Source organism: Streptomyces sp. NPDC057438, from assembly GCF_042802995.1.
GTDB lineage: Bacteria > Actinomycetota > Actinomycetes > Streptomycetales > Streptomycetaceae > Streptomyces.
Genome location: NZ_JBHVDD010000047.1, coordinates 22,064 through 37,150, shown reverse-complemented (window position 1 = coordinate 37,150; position 15,087 = coordinate 22,064). Strand labels below are relative to the sequence as shown.

The following is a 15,087-nucleotide window of genomic DNA, read 5'->3' as shown; positions in this document are numbered from 1 at the left end:
GCGTTTCCGGCGAACGTGGCGAAGTGACGGTCACCAGTGGATCATGCTCCGGCCGACCCCGGTCCCGCTCCTGCCATCGTTCTGCCACTGTTCTCCCATCGTTCAGGCCGGGTTGGGCGCTCCACAGGAGTGAATTTGAACGTTTCAATTCCCAGAAATTCACTCCCGGCCCACTATTGACCGGATTCGGCGCGGAACTCTAACCTCCGGGAAATCGCATTGAAACCTTTCATGATGCGACCCTCAGCCCCCGGCCCCTCGACCGAAGGTATGCACCATGGCGCAGGACTTCTCACGGCGAAGACTCCTCCAGTTCAGCGGCATCGCGGCGGCCTCGGTCGTCCTGTCCGCGCCCCGGACCTTCGCCGACTCCGGCCCGGTCGGTATGGCCGCGGCCGCGGAGGAGGCATTCGTGCCCACCGGGATGCTCACGGATCTGCTGCCGAAGGCGCTCGGCACCGAGGCCGGGCGGAACCCCCGCTTCAGCTGGCAGGTCCCGGACTTCCGCGAGGGCACCGTGCAGCGCGCCTACCAGCTGCAGGTGGCGACCACTCCGGGCGGTTTCGAGGACGACGACCTGCTGCTGTGGGACTCCGGCAAGCGGGACTCCGCCGACTCCACGGCCGTCCCGTACGGCGGACCGGCGCTGAAGCCCCGTACGGCCTACTGGTGGCGGGTCAGGAGCTGGAGCAACAAGCGCTCGTCCTGGTCGGAGCCCGTCCTGCTGGCCACGTCGGTCGAGGACGAGTGGGAGGCGAAGCCGGTCTGGGCGCCCGCAGGCCCGGTGATGACCGACGGCACGCTCAGCGTCCGCGTGAAGATCACCGCCGTGGCGGCCGGGCTGTGGTTCCGGGCCGCGAACACGTCCAACAACTACATGTGGCAGCTGCGCGCGGGCACCACCGGAGTGCTGCGCAAGCACGTCTGCGTGAACGGCACGTACACCGTGCTCGGCGAGGTGCGGCTGCCGTTCGCGGTCACCGCCGGGGAGTGGGTGGACCTCGGCGTCACCATGACGGGCGCCACCTTCACCACCACCGTGAACGGCACCGTCGTGGACACCACCACCGACAGCCGCTACGCCTCCGGCAACGTCGGCCTGCGCAACGGCAGCACCGAGTCGCAGACCTACGACCGGATCACCTTCACGGCCGCGGACGGCACGGTCCTCCTCGACGACGACTTCGCCTCCGACAAGGGCACCTTCGCCACCGGCACGGTCTCCGGCGGCGTCCTCACCTTCCCCACCGGCGCCTCCTCGCTCTCCTCCTACGGCGCCGACGACACCTGGGCGCTGCTGCGCCACGAGTACGACACGAAGACCGGCAAGGAGATAGCCGCCGCGATCCTCTACGTCGCGGCCACCTCCCCCGATCCGGCCCGGCAGTACGTCGCGAAGGTGTGGAGCAACGGCACGACGGTCGGCTACGCCTCCGTGCGCTCCGGCACCGGCACCGCCTACCAGGCCTTCGACGTGACCTCCACGCTGCGGGCGGACGGAAAGGCCAACGCGCTGGCCGCGCTGTGCTGGACCACCTCGCAGCAGAAGTTCCTGGCCCAGCTGGAGATCACGTACACGGACGGCAGCCGCTCCACCGTCGCCTCGGGGGACCACTGGAAGGCCCGCCGCCAGGCCGGTCTGCTGCCCTCCAAGGGGAGCGCGGGCAGCAGCTACTTCACCGTTCCGCAGGAGTACTGGGACCTGCGCCGGGAGCCGGTGGGCTGGACGAGGCCCGGCTTCGACGACGGTGACTGGCTCAAGCCGGCGGTCCGCACCGCGATCGGCGATCTCGTGCCCGCGCTGGTCGAGGCGATCCGCCCGCACGACGTCACCCCGGCCTCCGTCACCAAGGTCGCCGACGGCCGCTGGCTGGTCGACCTCGGCCGCGAGATCGTCGGCGGACTGGCCCTGGAGGTCACCGGCGACGCGGGCGACACCGTCGAGGTGCGGCTCGGCGAGGAGCTGAACTCCGACGGCACGGTCAGGTACCAGCTGCGTGCCACCAACGCCTACCGCGAGGTGTGGACCCTGCGCGACGGGAAGCAGCACTTCGAGCACTGGGGCTACCGCGGCTTCCGCTGGGCCGAACTGCGCACCACGCTCGACCTGTCGAAGGCGGTCGTCACCGGTCGTGCCTGGAAGCTCGACTGGGACGACTCGCACGCCTCGTTCCGCAGCTCCGACGCCGACCTCGACCGGGTCTGGGAGCTGTGCCGCTATTCCATCGAGGCCACCCGCGGCGACCTCTACACGGACACGCCCACCCGCGAACGCGGCCCGTACGAGGGCGACGCGCTGATCAACCAGCTCTCCGAGTACGGCGTCCAGCGCTCCTACGCCCTCGCCCGCTGGTCGAACGACTACCTGGTCCGCAAGGGCACCTGGCCCACCGAGTACCGGCTGATGTGCGCCATCTCCGCCTGGGAGGACTATCTCGCCACCGGAGACGACCGGCAGCTCGCCAAGGACTACGAGCTGCTGACCGCCAAGAACCTCACCTCGTACCTGGACTCCGCGGGGCTGGTCCGCAAGGCGCCCGGCAGCAGCAGCCAGGACCTCGGCGACCTGGTCGACTGGCCGGTCGCGAGCCGGGACGGCTATGTGTTCACCAACGTCAACACCGTCGTCAACGCCTTCCAGTACGCGGCCTTCGCGGCGCTGGCCGAGTGCGCGGCGGCCCTCGGCAAGGACGCCGACGCGACCACCCTGCGCAAGCGGGCCGACACCCTCGCCAAGGCGATGCGCACCACCCTCCTCGACAGCGCGGGCGGGCGCTTCCTCGACGGCGTCGGCACCACCCACAGCGCCCAGCACGCGACCGCCTTCCCGGTGGCCCTGGGGGTCGCGGACGGGTTGGACAAGGCCGTGCTGGCCAGACTGGGCGACACCCTGGCGTCCGGCGGCATGAAGGTGAGCGTGTACGGCTCGCAGTTCCTGCTCGACGCGCTGTTCCGGCTCGGCCGCTCCGACGCCGCCCTCGCTCTGCTGACCTCAAAAGCGACCAACTCGTGGCTGCACATGCTGGACGCGCTGAAGGCGACCATCGTCACCGAGGCGTGGGACCCCGCGCTGAAGTCCAACATGACGCTCTCCCACGCGTGGGCGTCCGCGCCCGCCAACGCCGTGGCCCGGCACATCCTCGGCGTCCAGGTCAGCGAGCCCGGCGCGGCCGCGTTCCGGATCCGGCCCAGGACCGGGTCGCTGACCGAGGTGGACGGCACGGTGCCTTCGCTGCGCGGGCCGGTGTCGGTCCAGGTGCGCCGCTCCGCGGACACCCACACCACCCTCGTGACGCTGCCGCCCAACTCCCAGGCCGTGCTGGAGGTGGAGATCGGGGATGCCTCCCCCAGGGCGTACCGGGTGAAGGCGGCCACACCGCGTGGGGAAGGCAGCGCGAAGGTCGAGTCGTACACCGATCTCACAGGCACGGTGCTGCGGATCGGCCTGATCGGTTCGGGGACGACGGAGGTGCGGCGGAAGACCTCCTGAGCTGTCCTCGTGAGCGTTTTCACGGGGTGGAAGTGAGCGATTACCCGGAACGCGAGTCCCCGCTGAGCTAGCCTCAGCACCCGTGGGGGCGAACTGACGTACGTCAAAAGTGATTTCGGGGGTGTTGTGTCAGACCAGCGGCCGGTGTCGCCGTCATCGACGGCGGACAGGGCTCCGGCGCTGCGGCAGGCGGGTGCTCTGCCGCTGCGCCCAGGCGACCCGGACCGGATCGGTCCCTATGTGCCGCTCGGGCTTCTCGGCAGTGGCGGGATGGGGCGCGTCTATCTGGCGCGCCCCACCGACGGTGGGCCGGACCTCGTCGCGGTGAAGGTGATCAGGCCCGAGTACGCGGAGGACGTCCGCTTCCGGCGCCGCTTCGAGCAGGAGGCGGCGGTGCACAGCCGCATCCGCACGCCGGGCATGCCGCGGCTGGCCGGCACGGGCTTCCGGGACGAGATGCTGTGGATGGCCACGGAGTATCTGCCGGGGCTCGACCTGTCGGCCGCCGTGGACGAGGACGGGCCCCTGTCGGCCGCCGCCGTGCGGCGGCTGGTGGCGGAGCTGGGGCGGGCACTCGCCGGCCTCTCCGCCGCGGGCATCGTGCACCGGGACCTCAAGCCGTCCAACGTGCTGCTGTCCGCGCAGGGCGCGCACGTCATCGACTTCGGCATCGCGAAGGCCGCCGACGCCAGCGCGATCACCGGCACCGGCAACCGGGTCGGCACACCGGCCTACATGTCGCCCGAGTACCTGCGGACGGGCGAGTGCGACACGGCCTCGGACGTGTTCTCCCTGGCCTGCACGCTGGTCTTCGCGACGATCGGCAGAGCCCCGTTCGGCGACGGCACCGGCGTCGACGTCATGCACCGGGTGGCGTTCGAGGAACCCAACCCGGACGTGCTCGCCGAGATCGCGGACGCCGACCCCGGTCTCGCCGCCCTGCTCTCCGCCTGTCTGGCCAAGGATCCGGGCCGGCGGCCCACGCCCGGGCAACTGATCGAGGCGGCCACCTCGGACTCGTGGGGCCCCTGGGGCTCCGAAGCGGTCGCGTACGACTTCCCGGAAGCCGACGCGGCCGGGACCGCGGCCAGGGACACCGAGGCGGACGGACCGTCCGGGACGTTCGACTGGCCCGAACCGCTGGCCGGCCGTGTGCTCGCCCGGCAGCGGGCGTGCGAGACCCTGCGCCGCGTCCCCCTCGAACAGCCCGGTCCCCGACCGGTGGCGAAGGCGGCCGTCGCGGCCGACGCGTCCCCGGACGCGTCTCCCGACGCCGCTGCCCAGCCGTCGACCCCGACGGCGTCCCGCGGCCCCGTCCGCCGCAAGCGGGTGCTGATCGGCGCCGCCGGTCTGGCCGCGTGCCTGGCGGCAGCCGGGGCCGTGTTCACCCTGCTGAGTCCCGCCACGACCGAAGCCTCGCCGCAGAAGGGGACCACGGACTCCGCCGACGCCCGGCCCGGCGGCTCCGTCTCGCTGCCGGCGTCCACGGCCGCCGACGGGGCGGGCGCCGTCCCGGACGGCGGATCGGGCGCCTCCGAGGTGTCCGGCAAGGGGGAGCGGGCCTCGGCCGACGGCGACACCCCGGGCCCCGGCGCCTCCGGCTCGGGCTCCGGGAGCGGCACCGGAAGCGGAGACGAGAGCAACACCGACGACGCGCGCACCGATCCCTCCGCGCCCGACCCGAGGACCAGCGCGCCCGCCGAGACCTCGCCGACCCCGACCGGGGAACCCGCCGAACCCGGCACCCCGGCCTGGCTCACGGACTGCAACTACTACTACGGCAACGGACGCACCCGCCCGGGGGACAGCGGCGACCGCGTCCGGCAGGTGCAGTGCATGCTGTCCAAACGCGGCTACAGCCTCGGACCCGGCGGCGTGAACGGCGAGTTCGACGACGGGACGACGGCCGCGGTCCAGAAGTTCCAGTACGCCAAGGGCCTGGTCGTCCAGGACGGCACCGTGCGCCCGCGCGTCTGGAAGGCCCTGCGCTCGACGGACTGAGGGTGGCGGACGAGGTGGCGGCCCGTTTGGAGCCGGGCCGCTCAGTCGACGAACAGGCCGCGGGCCGCGGCCCGCGCGTCGAACTCCTCCAGCCGGGCCTGGGCGAGCGGAAGGGCGTCGCACATCGCCTCCAGGAGGATCCGGCCGAGCAGCATGGGCGCGCCGACGGTGTCGAACACCAGGCCGGTGCCCACGGCCGCGGGCAGCAGCACGTCGCTGTGGGCGGCGACCGGCGCGAAGGTGCCGTCGGCGACGGTCACGACCGTGAGCCCGGTGGCGCGGGCGTGGGCGAGGGCGTCGAGGAGTTCGCGCGGATGGCGGGGCAGCGCGAAGCACAGCAGCGCGCTCGCCCCGGCCTGCCGGGCCGCGTCGACACGGTCCGCGAGCAGCGAGCCGCCCTCGTCGAGCAGCCGTACGTCGGGGTGGACCTTCGCCGCGAAGTAGGCGAAGCCGCGCGCCTGCGCGGCGGAGGCGCGCAGTCCGAGCACCGGCAGCGGCCGGGAGGCGGCCAGCAGGCCGCCCGCGTGCTCCACGGGTCCGGGGTCGGTGAGCAGGGACGCGAGAGTCCGCAGATTGTCGATCTCGGCCTGCACGGCCCGCTGGTAGGGGTTGGCGGGTCGGCCTGTGGCGCCGTGGCCGGGGGACGCGACCGCCCGTAGACGGGCGCGCAGGGCCGGATAGCCGTCGAAGCCGAGGACGGCCGCGAAACGGGTCACCGACGGCTGGCTGACTCCGGCCAGCCGGGCCAGTTCCACGCTCGACAGGTAGGGCGCGTCCGCCGCCTGCAGGACCAGGAAGTGTGCGATGCGGCGCTGGGCCGGGGTGAGCCGGCGCCCTTCGAAAAGCTGCTGCAGACGAGCGGCCGCGCCGACTTCCGCGGGTGGGCCGGTGCCGGAGCCGTCGGGTCCGAGGGTGCTGCTGCCGTCGGGTCCAAGGGTGCTGCCAATCTCGCCGGGCCCCTCGGTGCCGGTCGTGCCGGGACCGTCGGTGTCGGCGGCGTCCGTCATCTGGTCTCCCGGCCGGTGGTGTGCGGTCCCCGCCCCTGCCCGGCGGTGCGGTCGGCGTGTGTTGCCGGGCGGGGGCGGGGGCGGACGATGGGGGCGTGGCCGCGTACCGTCAGCCGGCGAGGCCGGCGGAGGTCAGCCAGTCCTTGGCGACGGTGTCGGCGTCCTCCTTGTCGTTGACGAGCTTCTTCATCATCTCCAGCAGGTCCTCGGTGGTGAGCTTGGCGGAGACGGCGTCGAGCGCGTCCTTGGCCTTGTCGTTCACCGCGTCCTTGTAGACCAGGGGCGTGACGTTCTGCGAGGCGAAGAGGTTCTTCGGGTCCTCCAGGACCACCAGCTTGTCCGCGACGATGGCGGGATCGGTGGTGTAGAGGTTGGCCGCCTGCACCTTGCCGTCCTTGAGCAGCTTCACCAGGGTGGTCTGGGCCCCCGCGTCGAGCGGCTGGAACTTGCCGAAGTCGACGCCGTAGACCTTCTTCAGGCCCACGCCGCCCTGGACGCGGGTCTTGAACTCCGACCCCGCCCCGAGCGTCATGTCCCCGGCGACCGGCTTGAGGTCCGCGAGGGTCTTGAGGTTGTACTTGGCCGCGGTCTCGGCGGTGACGGTCACCGAGTCCTTGTCCTCGGCCGCGGCGGAGTCGAGGATCTCCACCGACGAGGGGAGCTTCTCCTTCAGCTCGGCGTTGATGTCCTCCGTGCTGGTCGCGGTGCTGTTCTTGTCGACCGCCACCGTCAGCAGGGCGCCGTTGTACTCGGGGAGGACGTCGATGCCGCCCTTGACCACCTGGTCGTAGTAGACCTCGCGGGCGCCGATGTCGAACTTCCGGGTCACCTTCAGGCCCTTGCCCTCCAGGGCCTGTGAGTAGATCTCGGCGAGCAGCTGGTTCTCGGGGAAGTTCGCCGAGCCGACGACGATGGCGTTGCCCCCGCCGCCCCCGTCGCCGCCCGCCAGCGGATCGTCGTCACTGCCGCCGCCACCGCCGCAGGCGGTCAGCGTGAGCGCGGTGATGAGGCCGAACGCGGCGCCTCGGTACATGCCTCGCATGGGTCGTGTCCTCTCTCGGAGCCCGGGGGCTCGGAAGATCAAGAAGATCAAGAAGGTCGGGAAGGTCGGGAAGGTCGGGATCAGGATTCCGTGTGCGGGGTCGGGGTGCGGATCGTCGAGTGCCTGCTGTGGAAGGCGGGTTACGTCCGCCGGTACCGCGTGTGCGCGCTCGGTCAGGGCTTCGACATCGTGGTCCTCAGGCCCGGCGAGACGACGACGCGTCGCAGCGCGGTGAACACGAGCTGCACGACGAGCGCGAGGGCGACGACGACCGCGGAGCCGCCGATGACCAGCTCGTAGTCGTTGCGGGAGAGTCCGTCGACGATGAAGCGGCCGAGGCCGCCGAGGCCCGGGTAGGCGGCGACGGTCGCGGTGGCCACGACCTGGATCGCGGCGACCCGCAGTCCGAGCAGGATCAGCGGCAGCGCCATCGGCACCTCGACCCGGGTGAGTACCTCCCACGCGGTCATGCCGACCCCGCGCGCGGCGTCCCGGGTGGCGGGGTCCACGCCTCGTACGCCCTCGAAGGTGTTGATGAGGATCGGCGGTACCGCGAGCGCGGTCAGGGCGACCAGGACGGGTGCGGTGCTGAGCCCGGCGAGCGTGACCACGAGGACGACCAGGCCGAAGGTCGGTATCGCGCGGGCGAGGTTCGCCACCGTGGCCACGGCGAAGGCGCCGCGGCCGGTGTGCCCGACCAGCAGGCCGAACGTCAGGCCGATGGCGGCGGCGAGGAGCAACGACAGTCCGCTGTAGGTGAGATGCTCCAGCAGCCGGGCCGGGATGCCCTCGTCGCCGTGCCACTGGGCCGAGGACGTCAGCCAGTCCCCCACGAGCCGCATCTGGTTCAGGAAGTCGTTCATGCCGATGTCACCTTGTTCCGCGACCACGGGGTGAGCAGCCGCTGCGCCAGGACCAGCAGCGCGTCGGTCGCGAGGGCGAGCAGCATGATCAGGACGATCGCGGTGACGATCGGGGTGGGGAAGTCGAGCTGGAGACCGCGGGTGATGTAGTAGCCGAGGCCGCCCTGGCCGATCAGCTGGCCGACGGCGACGAGGCTGATGGAGGAGACGGCGGCGACGCGTACGCCGGCGATGACGACGGGCACGGCGATCGGCAGCTCGACCTGGACGACCCGGCGTACGGCGCCGAAGCCCATCGCGGTGGCCGCGAGCCGTACGGATTCGGGGACGGAGGCGAGGCCGTCGACCACGTTGGGGACCAGCACGGACAGGGTGTAGAGCGTCAGCGGGATCATCACCGTCTGCTCGGTCAGCCCGGTGTACCGGACGAAGATCATGAACAGGGCGAGGGACGGGATCGAGTAGAGGACGTTGGACACGGTCAGTACGGGCGGGTAGAGCCGGCGGTAGCGGTGGCACAGGATGCCGAGCGGCACGGAGACGATCAGCCCGAACAGCACCGGCAGCAGGCCGAGTCTGAGGTGGACGCCGGTGTACTCGGCGAGTTCGGCGGTGTGGTCGGCGATCCACCCCCACCGGACCAGGGGTTCGCCGTCACTCATCGGTCACCGCCTCGCGGGTGCCGGCGGAGGTCGTCCCGCCGACGGGCGCCGTGGAGGCCGCCCCGCCGACGGAGGCCGTGGACGCGGCCCCGGCCGGCCCCGGCGCCGGCTCCTTGGCCGGGGGTGTGGCCGGAGCGGGCTCTCCCGGGGCGGGACCGGCGGCCCACCCTGCGGTGACCGCGCCGGCGGACAGTTCGTGGGCGTCCGCGACGCCGGCGACCGCGCCGCGGGCGTCGACGGCCACCGCGAGGCGGGCGGGCGACAGGAGGGCCGAGTCGAGCGCGGCGCGGGCCGAGTCGCCGACGAGGCTGAAGGTGTGGCCGAGGGGGGCCAGGGCGGCGTCCGCGAGGGTGCCGGCGGCCGGCAGCGCGTCGGTCTCGGCCCAGCCGAGCGGCCGTCGGGCGTCGTCGACGACGAGCACCCAGGGGACGCCCTTCGCCCGGGCCTCGCTCACGGACGAGGTGACCGGCAGCACCGGGCCGTCGCGCAGCGGCAGTTCGGCCGCGTCGACGAAGGAGAGCCGGCGGATGCCGCGGTCCTGCCCGACGAAGTCGGCCACGAAGTCGTCGGCGGGACGGGTCAGCAGCCGCTCGGGGGTGTCGAACTGGGCGAGCCTGCCGCCGGTGCGGAACACGGCGATGTTGTCGCCGAGTCTGATCGCCTCGTCGATGTCATGGGTGACGAACACGATCGTCTTGTGCAGTTCCTTCTGCAGCCGGATGAACTCGGCCTGCAGCTCGGCCCGCACGATCGGGTCGACCGCGCTGAACGGTTCGTCCATCAGCAGCACCGGCGGATCGGCGCCCAGCGCCCTGGCCACCCCGACACGCTGCTGCTGCCCGCCGGAGAGCTGGTTCGGGTAGCGCTTGGCCATCCCGGCGGGCAGACCGACGAGTTCGAGCAGTTCGGCCGCCCGGGCCCGCGCCTTCTTCCGGCCCCACCCCAGCAGCAGCGGAACGGTGGCTATGTTGTCCAGGACGGTACGGTGCGGGAACAGTCCCGCGTGCTGGATCACATACCCGATGCCCCGGCGCAGCTCCGGCGCGTTGACCTCCCGGATGTCCCGGCCGCGCAGGCTCACCGTTCCCGAGGTCGGCTCCACCATGCGGTTGATCATGCGCAGGGTGGTGGTCTTGCCGCAGCCGGAAGGACCGACCAGGACCGTGATGCCACCCTCGGCCAGCTCCAGGGACAGCTCGTCCACCGCTGTCGTGCCGTTCGGATACTTTTTGCTCACCGCGTCGAATCTGATCAAGACTGCCCCTTACCCGACTGCATATGGTCATGCAGAGTTGTCGGTGACTGAATGACAGTCAATGGAATTCCGTGAACGGCACGTTACGTTCACACCAAGCCCTACCCAAGGCGCCCCGGTTTCGGCGGTATGGGAGTTCTGGTCCTCTTGATGACGAGGCGGTACGGAGGAAGGGAGGACACCGGATGGGGTGCCTGAGGGGGAGGCGGCCGGGCGCGGCCCCGGAGTTCCCGGGGGACGCGATCGGGGAAGTCCTTCCCCGCCCGGACGACGTCCGGAGCGGACCGCGCGCCCCGGCCGGGGAGGCGCGGACCACGGCGGGAGGAGCGGCATGACCAACTGCGACGTGCACCAGCATCTGTGGACCCCCTCGCTGGTGACGGCCCTGCGGTCACGCCGCGAACCGCCGTACCTGGACGGCTGGACCCTGTTCCTGGACGGCGAGCCGCCCTACGACGTCCCGCCCGCCGACCATGACATCGCCCGGCGAACGGAACTCGCCCGCGCCGACGGACTCGGCCGGACGCTGGTCTCGCTCTCCTCCCCCATCGGTGTGGAGTGGCTGCCCGCGACCGAGGCACGTCCCCTGCTCGACGCCTACCACGAGGGCTCGTCCGTACTCCCCGAACCGTTCGGCGCCTGGGCCGCCGCCTGCGTACGGGACGTCGACGCGAAGGCCACGGCCCAGGACCTCGACCGGGGCTTCGCCGGCCTCCAGCTGCCGGCGAACGCCCTGGGGGACGCGGACGGTTACGCGCGCTGCGCCCCGCTCCTCGACCTCCTCGAAGACCGCGACCTGCCGCTGTTCGTCCACCCGGGGCCCGCGCCCGGCGGCGCCGAGGGGCCCGGGTGGTGGCCCGCGATGGTCCCGTACGTCCAGCAGATGCACTCCGCCTGGTTCGCCTTCCGCGCCTTCGGCCGCCCCCGCCACCCCCGGCTACGGGTGTGCTTCGCCCTGCTCGCCGGACTCGCCCCGCTGCACGGCGAACGATTCGCCGCGCGGAGCGGCGGGGGCGACACGGCGGCGGACCCGGACGTCTTCGTGGAGACGTCCTCCTACGGTCCGACCGCCGTCGAGGCCGTGGTCCGCGCCCTCGGCGTGGACGCCGTCGTCCAGGGCTCCGACCGCCCCTACGCCGGTCTCCCGCGGCAGCCGGGCTTCGGGCTGGGCGGGGCGGCCGCGTACGCGATGCGCGTCGCCAATCCGCACCGGCTGCTCACCGGGAGGACCGGCTGACCCGGTGACCTCCCTCAGCGGCCGGAGCGGATCAGCCCCGTGAGATAGCGCCACAGCGAGGAGCGCTGCCGGGCGGACACGTCCCGCGCCGGCGTCCCCGCGGTGGTCTCCGCGCCTGCTCCGGCCTCCGCCGGGTCCACCGCCGGCGGCTGCCGGTCCGTCGGCGCGAGTTCGTAGCGCACGGGCAGCGAGCGCAGGCCCCGCATGAAGGGCGAGGAGCGCCACGGCAGCTGGTCGACGGGGAGCGCGAGGTCCAGGTGGGCGAACCGCTCGAACAGCCGCCCCACCCCGACGGCGGCGACCGTCGAGGCGAGTTCGCGGGCCGGGCACTGGCGCGGGCCCGCGCCCCAGGACAGGTGGGCCCGGGTGCTGACCGTGGTGGTCGGTGCGACGTGGTCGGCGAAGAGGGGGTCGGCGTGCGCCGCGGCGGAGGAGACCCAGACCGGGTCGCCCGCGCGGATCGTGTAGTCGCCGAGCCGGGAGTCCGCGGCCGCGAACCTCGGCACGAAGTTCACCAGCGGGGGCTTGCGCATGACGACCCGGTTCATGGCCTCCCGGACCATGCCCGCGGACAGGCTGGCCCGCACGCTGTCCTCGCCCGAGAGGACCTCGACGACCGTGTTGGAGATGAGGATGCCGACATGGTCGGACGTCATGCCCAGCAGCATGAACAGCTCGCGGGCCAGCTGGTCCAGCGAGAGGTCGGGGTGGGCGGCCAGCAGATAGGAGGGGAAGTCCTCGCCCGGCGTCTTGAGCTTCAGCTCCGCCAGTTCCGCCAGCGCACCCAGCAGCCGGTCCAGGGCGGGACCGGCGTCGGGGCCCGCGTCCAGGACCCTCCACATGTCCATCAGGGCGTCGTCGCCCTGGGAGCCGGGAAAGCCGAGCAGATGGCTGGCCACCATCAGCGGCAGGGGCCGCGAGAACTGCGCGGACAGGTCCGCGAGCCCCGTACCGCCCCCCTCGCCCATCAGGGTGATCAGCTCGTCCGCGTAAGCGGTCACGGCCGCCTTCAGCCGCTTCGTCTGGGGGTTGCGCGGGTCCTGGAAGGGCTTGAGCGCCTGGTCCCACGCCGTCCGCAGCGACTTGTAGCCGGGGCCGCCCTGGATCAGTACGTGGTTGACCTCCAGGGAGGGGCCGAGCGGCCAGTCGGCCGGGACCCTGCCCTCGGTCCTGGCCCGCCAGTTCTCCAGCCCCTTGGGCCATCCCGCGTCGTCCTGGAGCACCTGGAGCGATTCGCGGTAGCCGAGCACCAGCCAGGCGGGTACGCCCAGCAGGTCCACCGGCGCGACGGCGCCGTGCCGTTGCCGCAGCCGCTCGTACACCAGCGAGGGGCGTGTCTCGTAGTCCCGGGTCAGCAACGGTTCGGGAGACAACTCCTCCAACCTCGCGCCGCCCGGGTCCACGGACACACCCTCGTCCGACCGGATTTCCCTCACCATGCCGCCCGCCCCTCCGACACTCCCCGTACCGGCCCACCTTCAGCCGGTAGCCGGAACGTGGGGACCCTACCCCAGGGTCACTTCCGGGGGAACGCCGGGCGCCGCCCCACACGGAAGCCCGTCCGTGACGAACGGGCCCCGGTCCGGCCGCCCCCTCACCTCCCGGCACGGGCCGCCTCGACGAAGTCCCTGATCAGACCGGGGTCCTTGACGCCCCGGCGCTGTTCCACACCGCTGGAGACGTCGACACCGAAAGGGTCGGTCGCGGCGACGGCGTCGCGCACGTTCTCCGGGGTGAGGCCGCCGGCGAGGAGCCACCTCTCCCCGGCCGCCGCCCGTGGCCCGCGCGCCCAGTCCCAGGCGATGCCCGAGCCGGGGACGGGCGCGTCGAGGAGGAGCATGTCCTCGCCGAACTCCCCGCAGAGCGGCACCGAGTCGCCGAACGCGGCGGCGCGGATCAGGGTCCGGCCGCCGGCCGCCAGGGCGTCGTAGTAGGCGCGGTCGTCGGGGCCGTGCAGCTGGATCGCCCGGATTCCCGACTCCTCGGCCAGGGCCCGCACGTCGTCGAGGGGTTCCTGGCGGAAGACGCCGACCGTCAGGACGTGCTCCGGCACGCGGCGGCCCAGCCGGGCGGCGGTGGCGGCGTCGATCCGGCGGGGGCTGGCGGAGAAGACGAAGCCGATGGCGTCGGCGCCCGCCTCCACGGCGGTGTCGACGTCCTGCTCGGTCTTCAGGCCGCAGATCTTGATGAAGAGGGGGTCACTGGAGTTGCTCACGGCTCCAGCCTGCCGCATCGGCGGCGGCGCGGGCACGGCGGCCACCCGGTCCGGCGCGCCGGGCCCGGTCAGCTCCAGGCTCCGGACAGGCGCCGGGCGACGACCGCGCTCAGCGTGCGCACGCCCCGGGTGGAACCCGGGTCGATACCGGTGAGCTCCCGCGCCCGGCGCAGCCGGTAGTCCAGGGTGCGGGCGTGGACGTTGAGGGCGGCCGCGGTGGTGCCGCGGTGCATGTCGTGGCGGTAGTACGCGTCGAGGGTGATCAGCAGGTCCGGCCCGGAGTCCAGCCGGCGGGCCAGCGACCGCAGCCACGCGTCGGCGAACGGCATGTCCGCGACGGCGAGTTCGACGAAGACGTCCGCCAGGGTATGGGGCCGCGACCGGGCGGAGGGCGGCCGCAGCGGGGCGGCCCGGCTGATCCGCCGGGCCAGGTCCAGGGCGTCGGCCGAGTCGGGCGGCCGTGCGACGGCGGTGCCGACGGCGCAGGGGCGTCCGATCGCGAGGGCGAAGTCCCGTACGACATCCGGCAGATGGTCGGGGACGAGGTCGGGCAGGAGGTCGGGGGCGGTGTGCGGCGGTGTGTGCTCCGCCGCCGCGCCCTGGGGCAGGGGCACCAGGGCGATCAGCTCGACGCTGCCGTCGCCACTTCTGTGACCCCACAGGACGGGCGTGCGGTGCGCCTTCACCAGGGTGTCGATCTCGTTTTCCATAAAGCGGTCGGCAAGGAGAGGGTTCGACAGCCGGAAGACCGTCACCGCGTAGTATTCGGGCAGTTCCATGTCGACGGCCGCGGCGAGTTCCGCCGCTATCGGATCACCGTTCAGCAAAGACCGGGCCAGCAGGGCGACCTGTTCGGAGTACGGCATTCGGTGGCGCAGCACGCGTACGAATCCCTCACGGTAGGCACCGATGCCCCGTTCCCCCTGCGGGGCGAACCAGGTCATCATCCGCATGAGTTCGTCGACGCCGCCGCCGCGCTGGGCCTCGGACGCCTCGTTGATCTCGCGGAGCATGAGTGCGGTGTGCACCCGCAGCACCTGCTGCCGCGCGTCGAGCGACATCCCGGCGCTCGCCCGCGCCTCCCCCATCGACGCGATGCAACCGAGATCGTCTTCGGTCAACTCGCTTGTGTCGGGCGAGAGTTCGACCGTCCGGCGCCGTAACCACAGCGCATGCTCCAGTGTCTCGCCCCGCGCTCGGGAGTCCCGGTCCAGGAACCCGAGTTCCGGGATCTCGCGTGTGTACGTCTCTACCTCGCGGCGGGCGTTGGCCGACGCCCGGCGGGCCAGTTCGGCGAAGAGGCTCCCCATGCGGG

Annotated in this window: 11 protein-coding genes; 3 read left to right on the top strand and 8 right to left on the bottom strand. The window is 72.4% G+C overall.

Annotation, left to right across the window (positions count from 1 at the left end):
* Window positions 1-277 precede the first annotated feature (277 nt).
* Together ACFU5F_RS24405 and ACFU5F_RS24400 are read left to right on the top strand one after the other, a co-directional pair.
* Complete coding sequence (locus ACFU5F_RS24405) at window positions 278-3,490, top strand: family 78 glycoside hydrolase catalytic domain (RefSeq protein WP_383890942.1); 3,213 nt, start codon at window positions 278-280, stop codon at window positions 3,488-3,490.
* Window positions 3,491-3,634: 144 nt separating this feature from the next.
* On the top strand, window positions 3,635-5,491 hold the full coding sequence (locus ACFU5F_RS24400) for a protein kinase (RefSeq protein WP_383890939.1): 1,857 nt from the start codon (window positions 3,635-3,637) through the stop codon (window positions 5,489-5,491).
* 41 nt (window positions 5,492-5,532) lie between these two features.
* On the opposite strand, the gene ACFU5F_RS24395 is transcribed toward ACFU5F_RS24400, so the two are convergent.
* The 5 genes from ACFU5F_RS24395 to ACFU5F_RS24375 form a co-directional block, all read right to left on the bottom strand.
* Window positions 5,533-6,498, bottom strand: a complete 966-nt coding sequence (locus tag ACFU5F_RS24395) for a MurR/RpiR family transcriptional regulator (RefSeq protein WP_383890936.1) — start codon at window positions 6,496-6,498, stop codon at window positions 5,533-5,535.
* Window positions 6,499-6,607: 109 nt separating this feature from the next.
* A complete protein-coding gene (locus ACFU5F_RS24390) occupies window positions 6,608-7,531 on the bottom strand; it encodes an ABC transporter substrate-binding protein (protein ID WP_383891006.1) in 924 nt (307 codons plus the stop codon).
* A gap of 182 nt (window positions 7,532-7,713) precedes the next feature.
* A complete protein-coding gene (locus tag ACFU5F_RS24385; protein ID WP_383890933.1) occupies window positions 7,714-8,403 on the bottom strand; it encodes an ABC transporter permease in 690 nt (229 codons plus the stop codon).
* Window positions 8,400-9,065 (bottom strand): ABC transporter permease, encoded by a 666-nt coding sequence (locus ACFU5F_RS24380; protein ID WP_383890931.1) that lies wholly within the window; start codon window positions 9,063-9,065, stop codon window positions 8,400-8,402. Before ACFU5F_RS24380 ends, ACFU5F_RS24385 begins: the two co-directional genes overlap by 4 nt.
* Complete coding sequence (locus ACFU5F_RS24375) at window positions 9,058-10,320, bottom strand: ATP-binding cassette domain-containing protein (RefSeq protein WP_383890929.1); 1,263 nt, start codon at window positions 10,318-10,320, stop codon at window positions 9,058-9,060. Before ACFU5F_RS24375 ends, ACFU5F_RS24380 begins: the two co-directional genes overlap by 8 nt.
* Before the next feature lie 331 nt (window positions 10,321-10,651).
* Between ACFU5F_RS24375 and ACFU5F_RS24370 the strand changes: the two genes are divergently transcribed.
* Window positions 10,652-11,557, top strand: coding sequence for an amidohydrolase (locus tag ACFU5F_RS24370; protein WP_383890926.1), 906 nt, complete (start codon window positions 10,652-10,654; stop codon window positions 11,555-11,557).
* Between the two features lie 14 nt (window positions 11,558-11,571).
* Here the strand turns inward: ACFU5F_RS24370 and ACFU5F_RS24365 are convergent, their stop codons facing one another.
* The 3 genes from ACFU5F_RS24365 to ACFU5F_RS24355 form a co-directional block, all read right to left on the bottom strand.
* Window positions 11,572-12,996 (bottom strand): cytochrome P450, encoded by a 1,425-nt coding sequence (locus tag ACFU5F_RS24365; protein ID WP_383890923.1) that lies wholly within the window; start codon window positions 12,994-12,996, stop codon window positions 11,572-11,574.
* A 155-nt stretch (window positions 12,997-13,151) separates the two neighbouring features.
* Window positions 13,152-13,790 (bottom strand): phosphoribosylanthranilate isomerase, encoded by a 639-nt coding sequence (locus tag ACFU5F_RS24360; RefSeq protein ID WP_383891003.1) that lies wholly within the window; start codon window positions 13,788-13,790, stop codon window positions 13,152-13,154.
* A 50-nt stretch (window positions 13,791-13,840) separates the two neighbouring features.
* Window positions 13,841-15,082, bottom strand: coding sequence for a PucR family transcriptional regulator (locus ACFU5F_RS24355; protein WP_383890920.1), 1,242 nt, complete (start codon window positions 15,080-15,082; stop codon window positions 13,841-13,843).
* Between the last annotated feature and the right edge of the window lie 5 nt (window positions 15,083-15,087).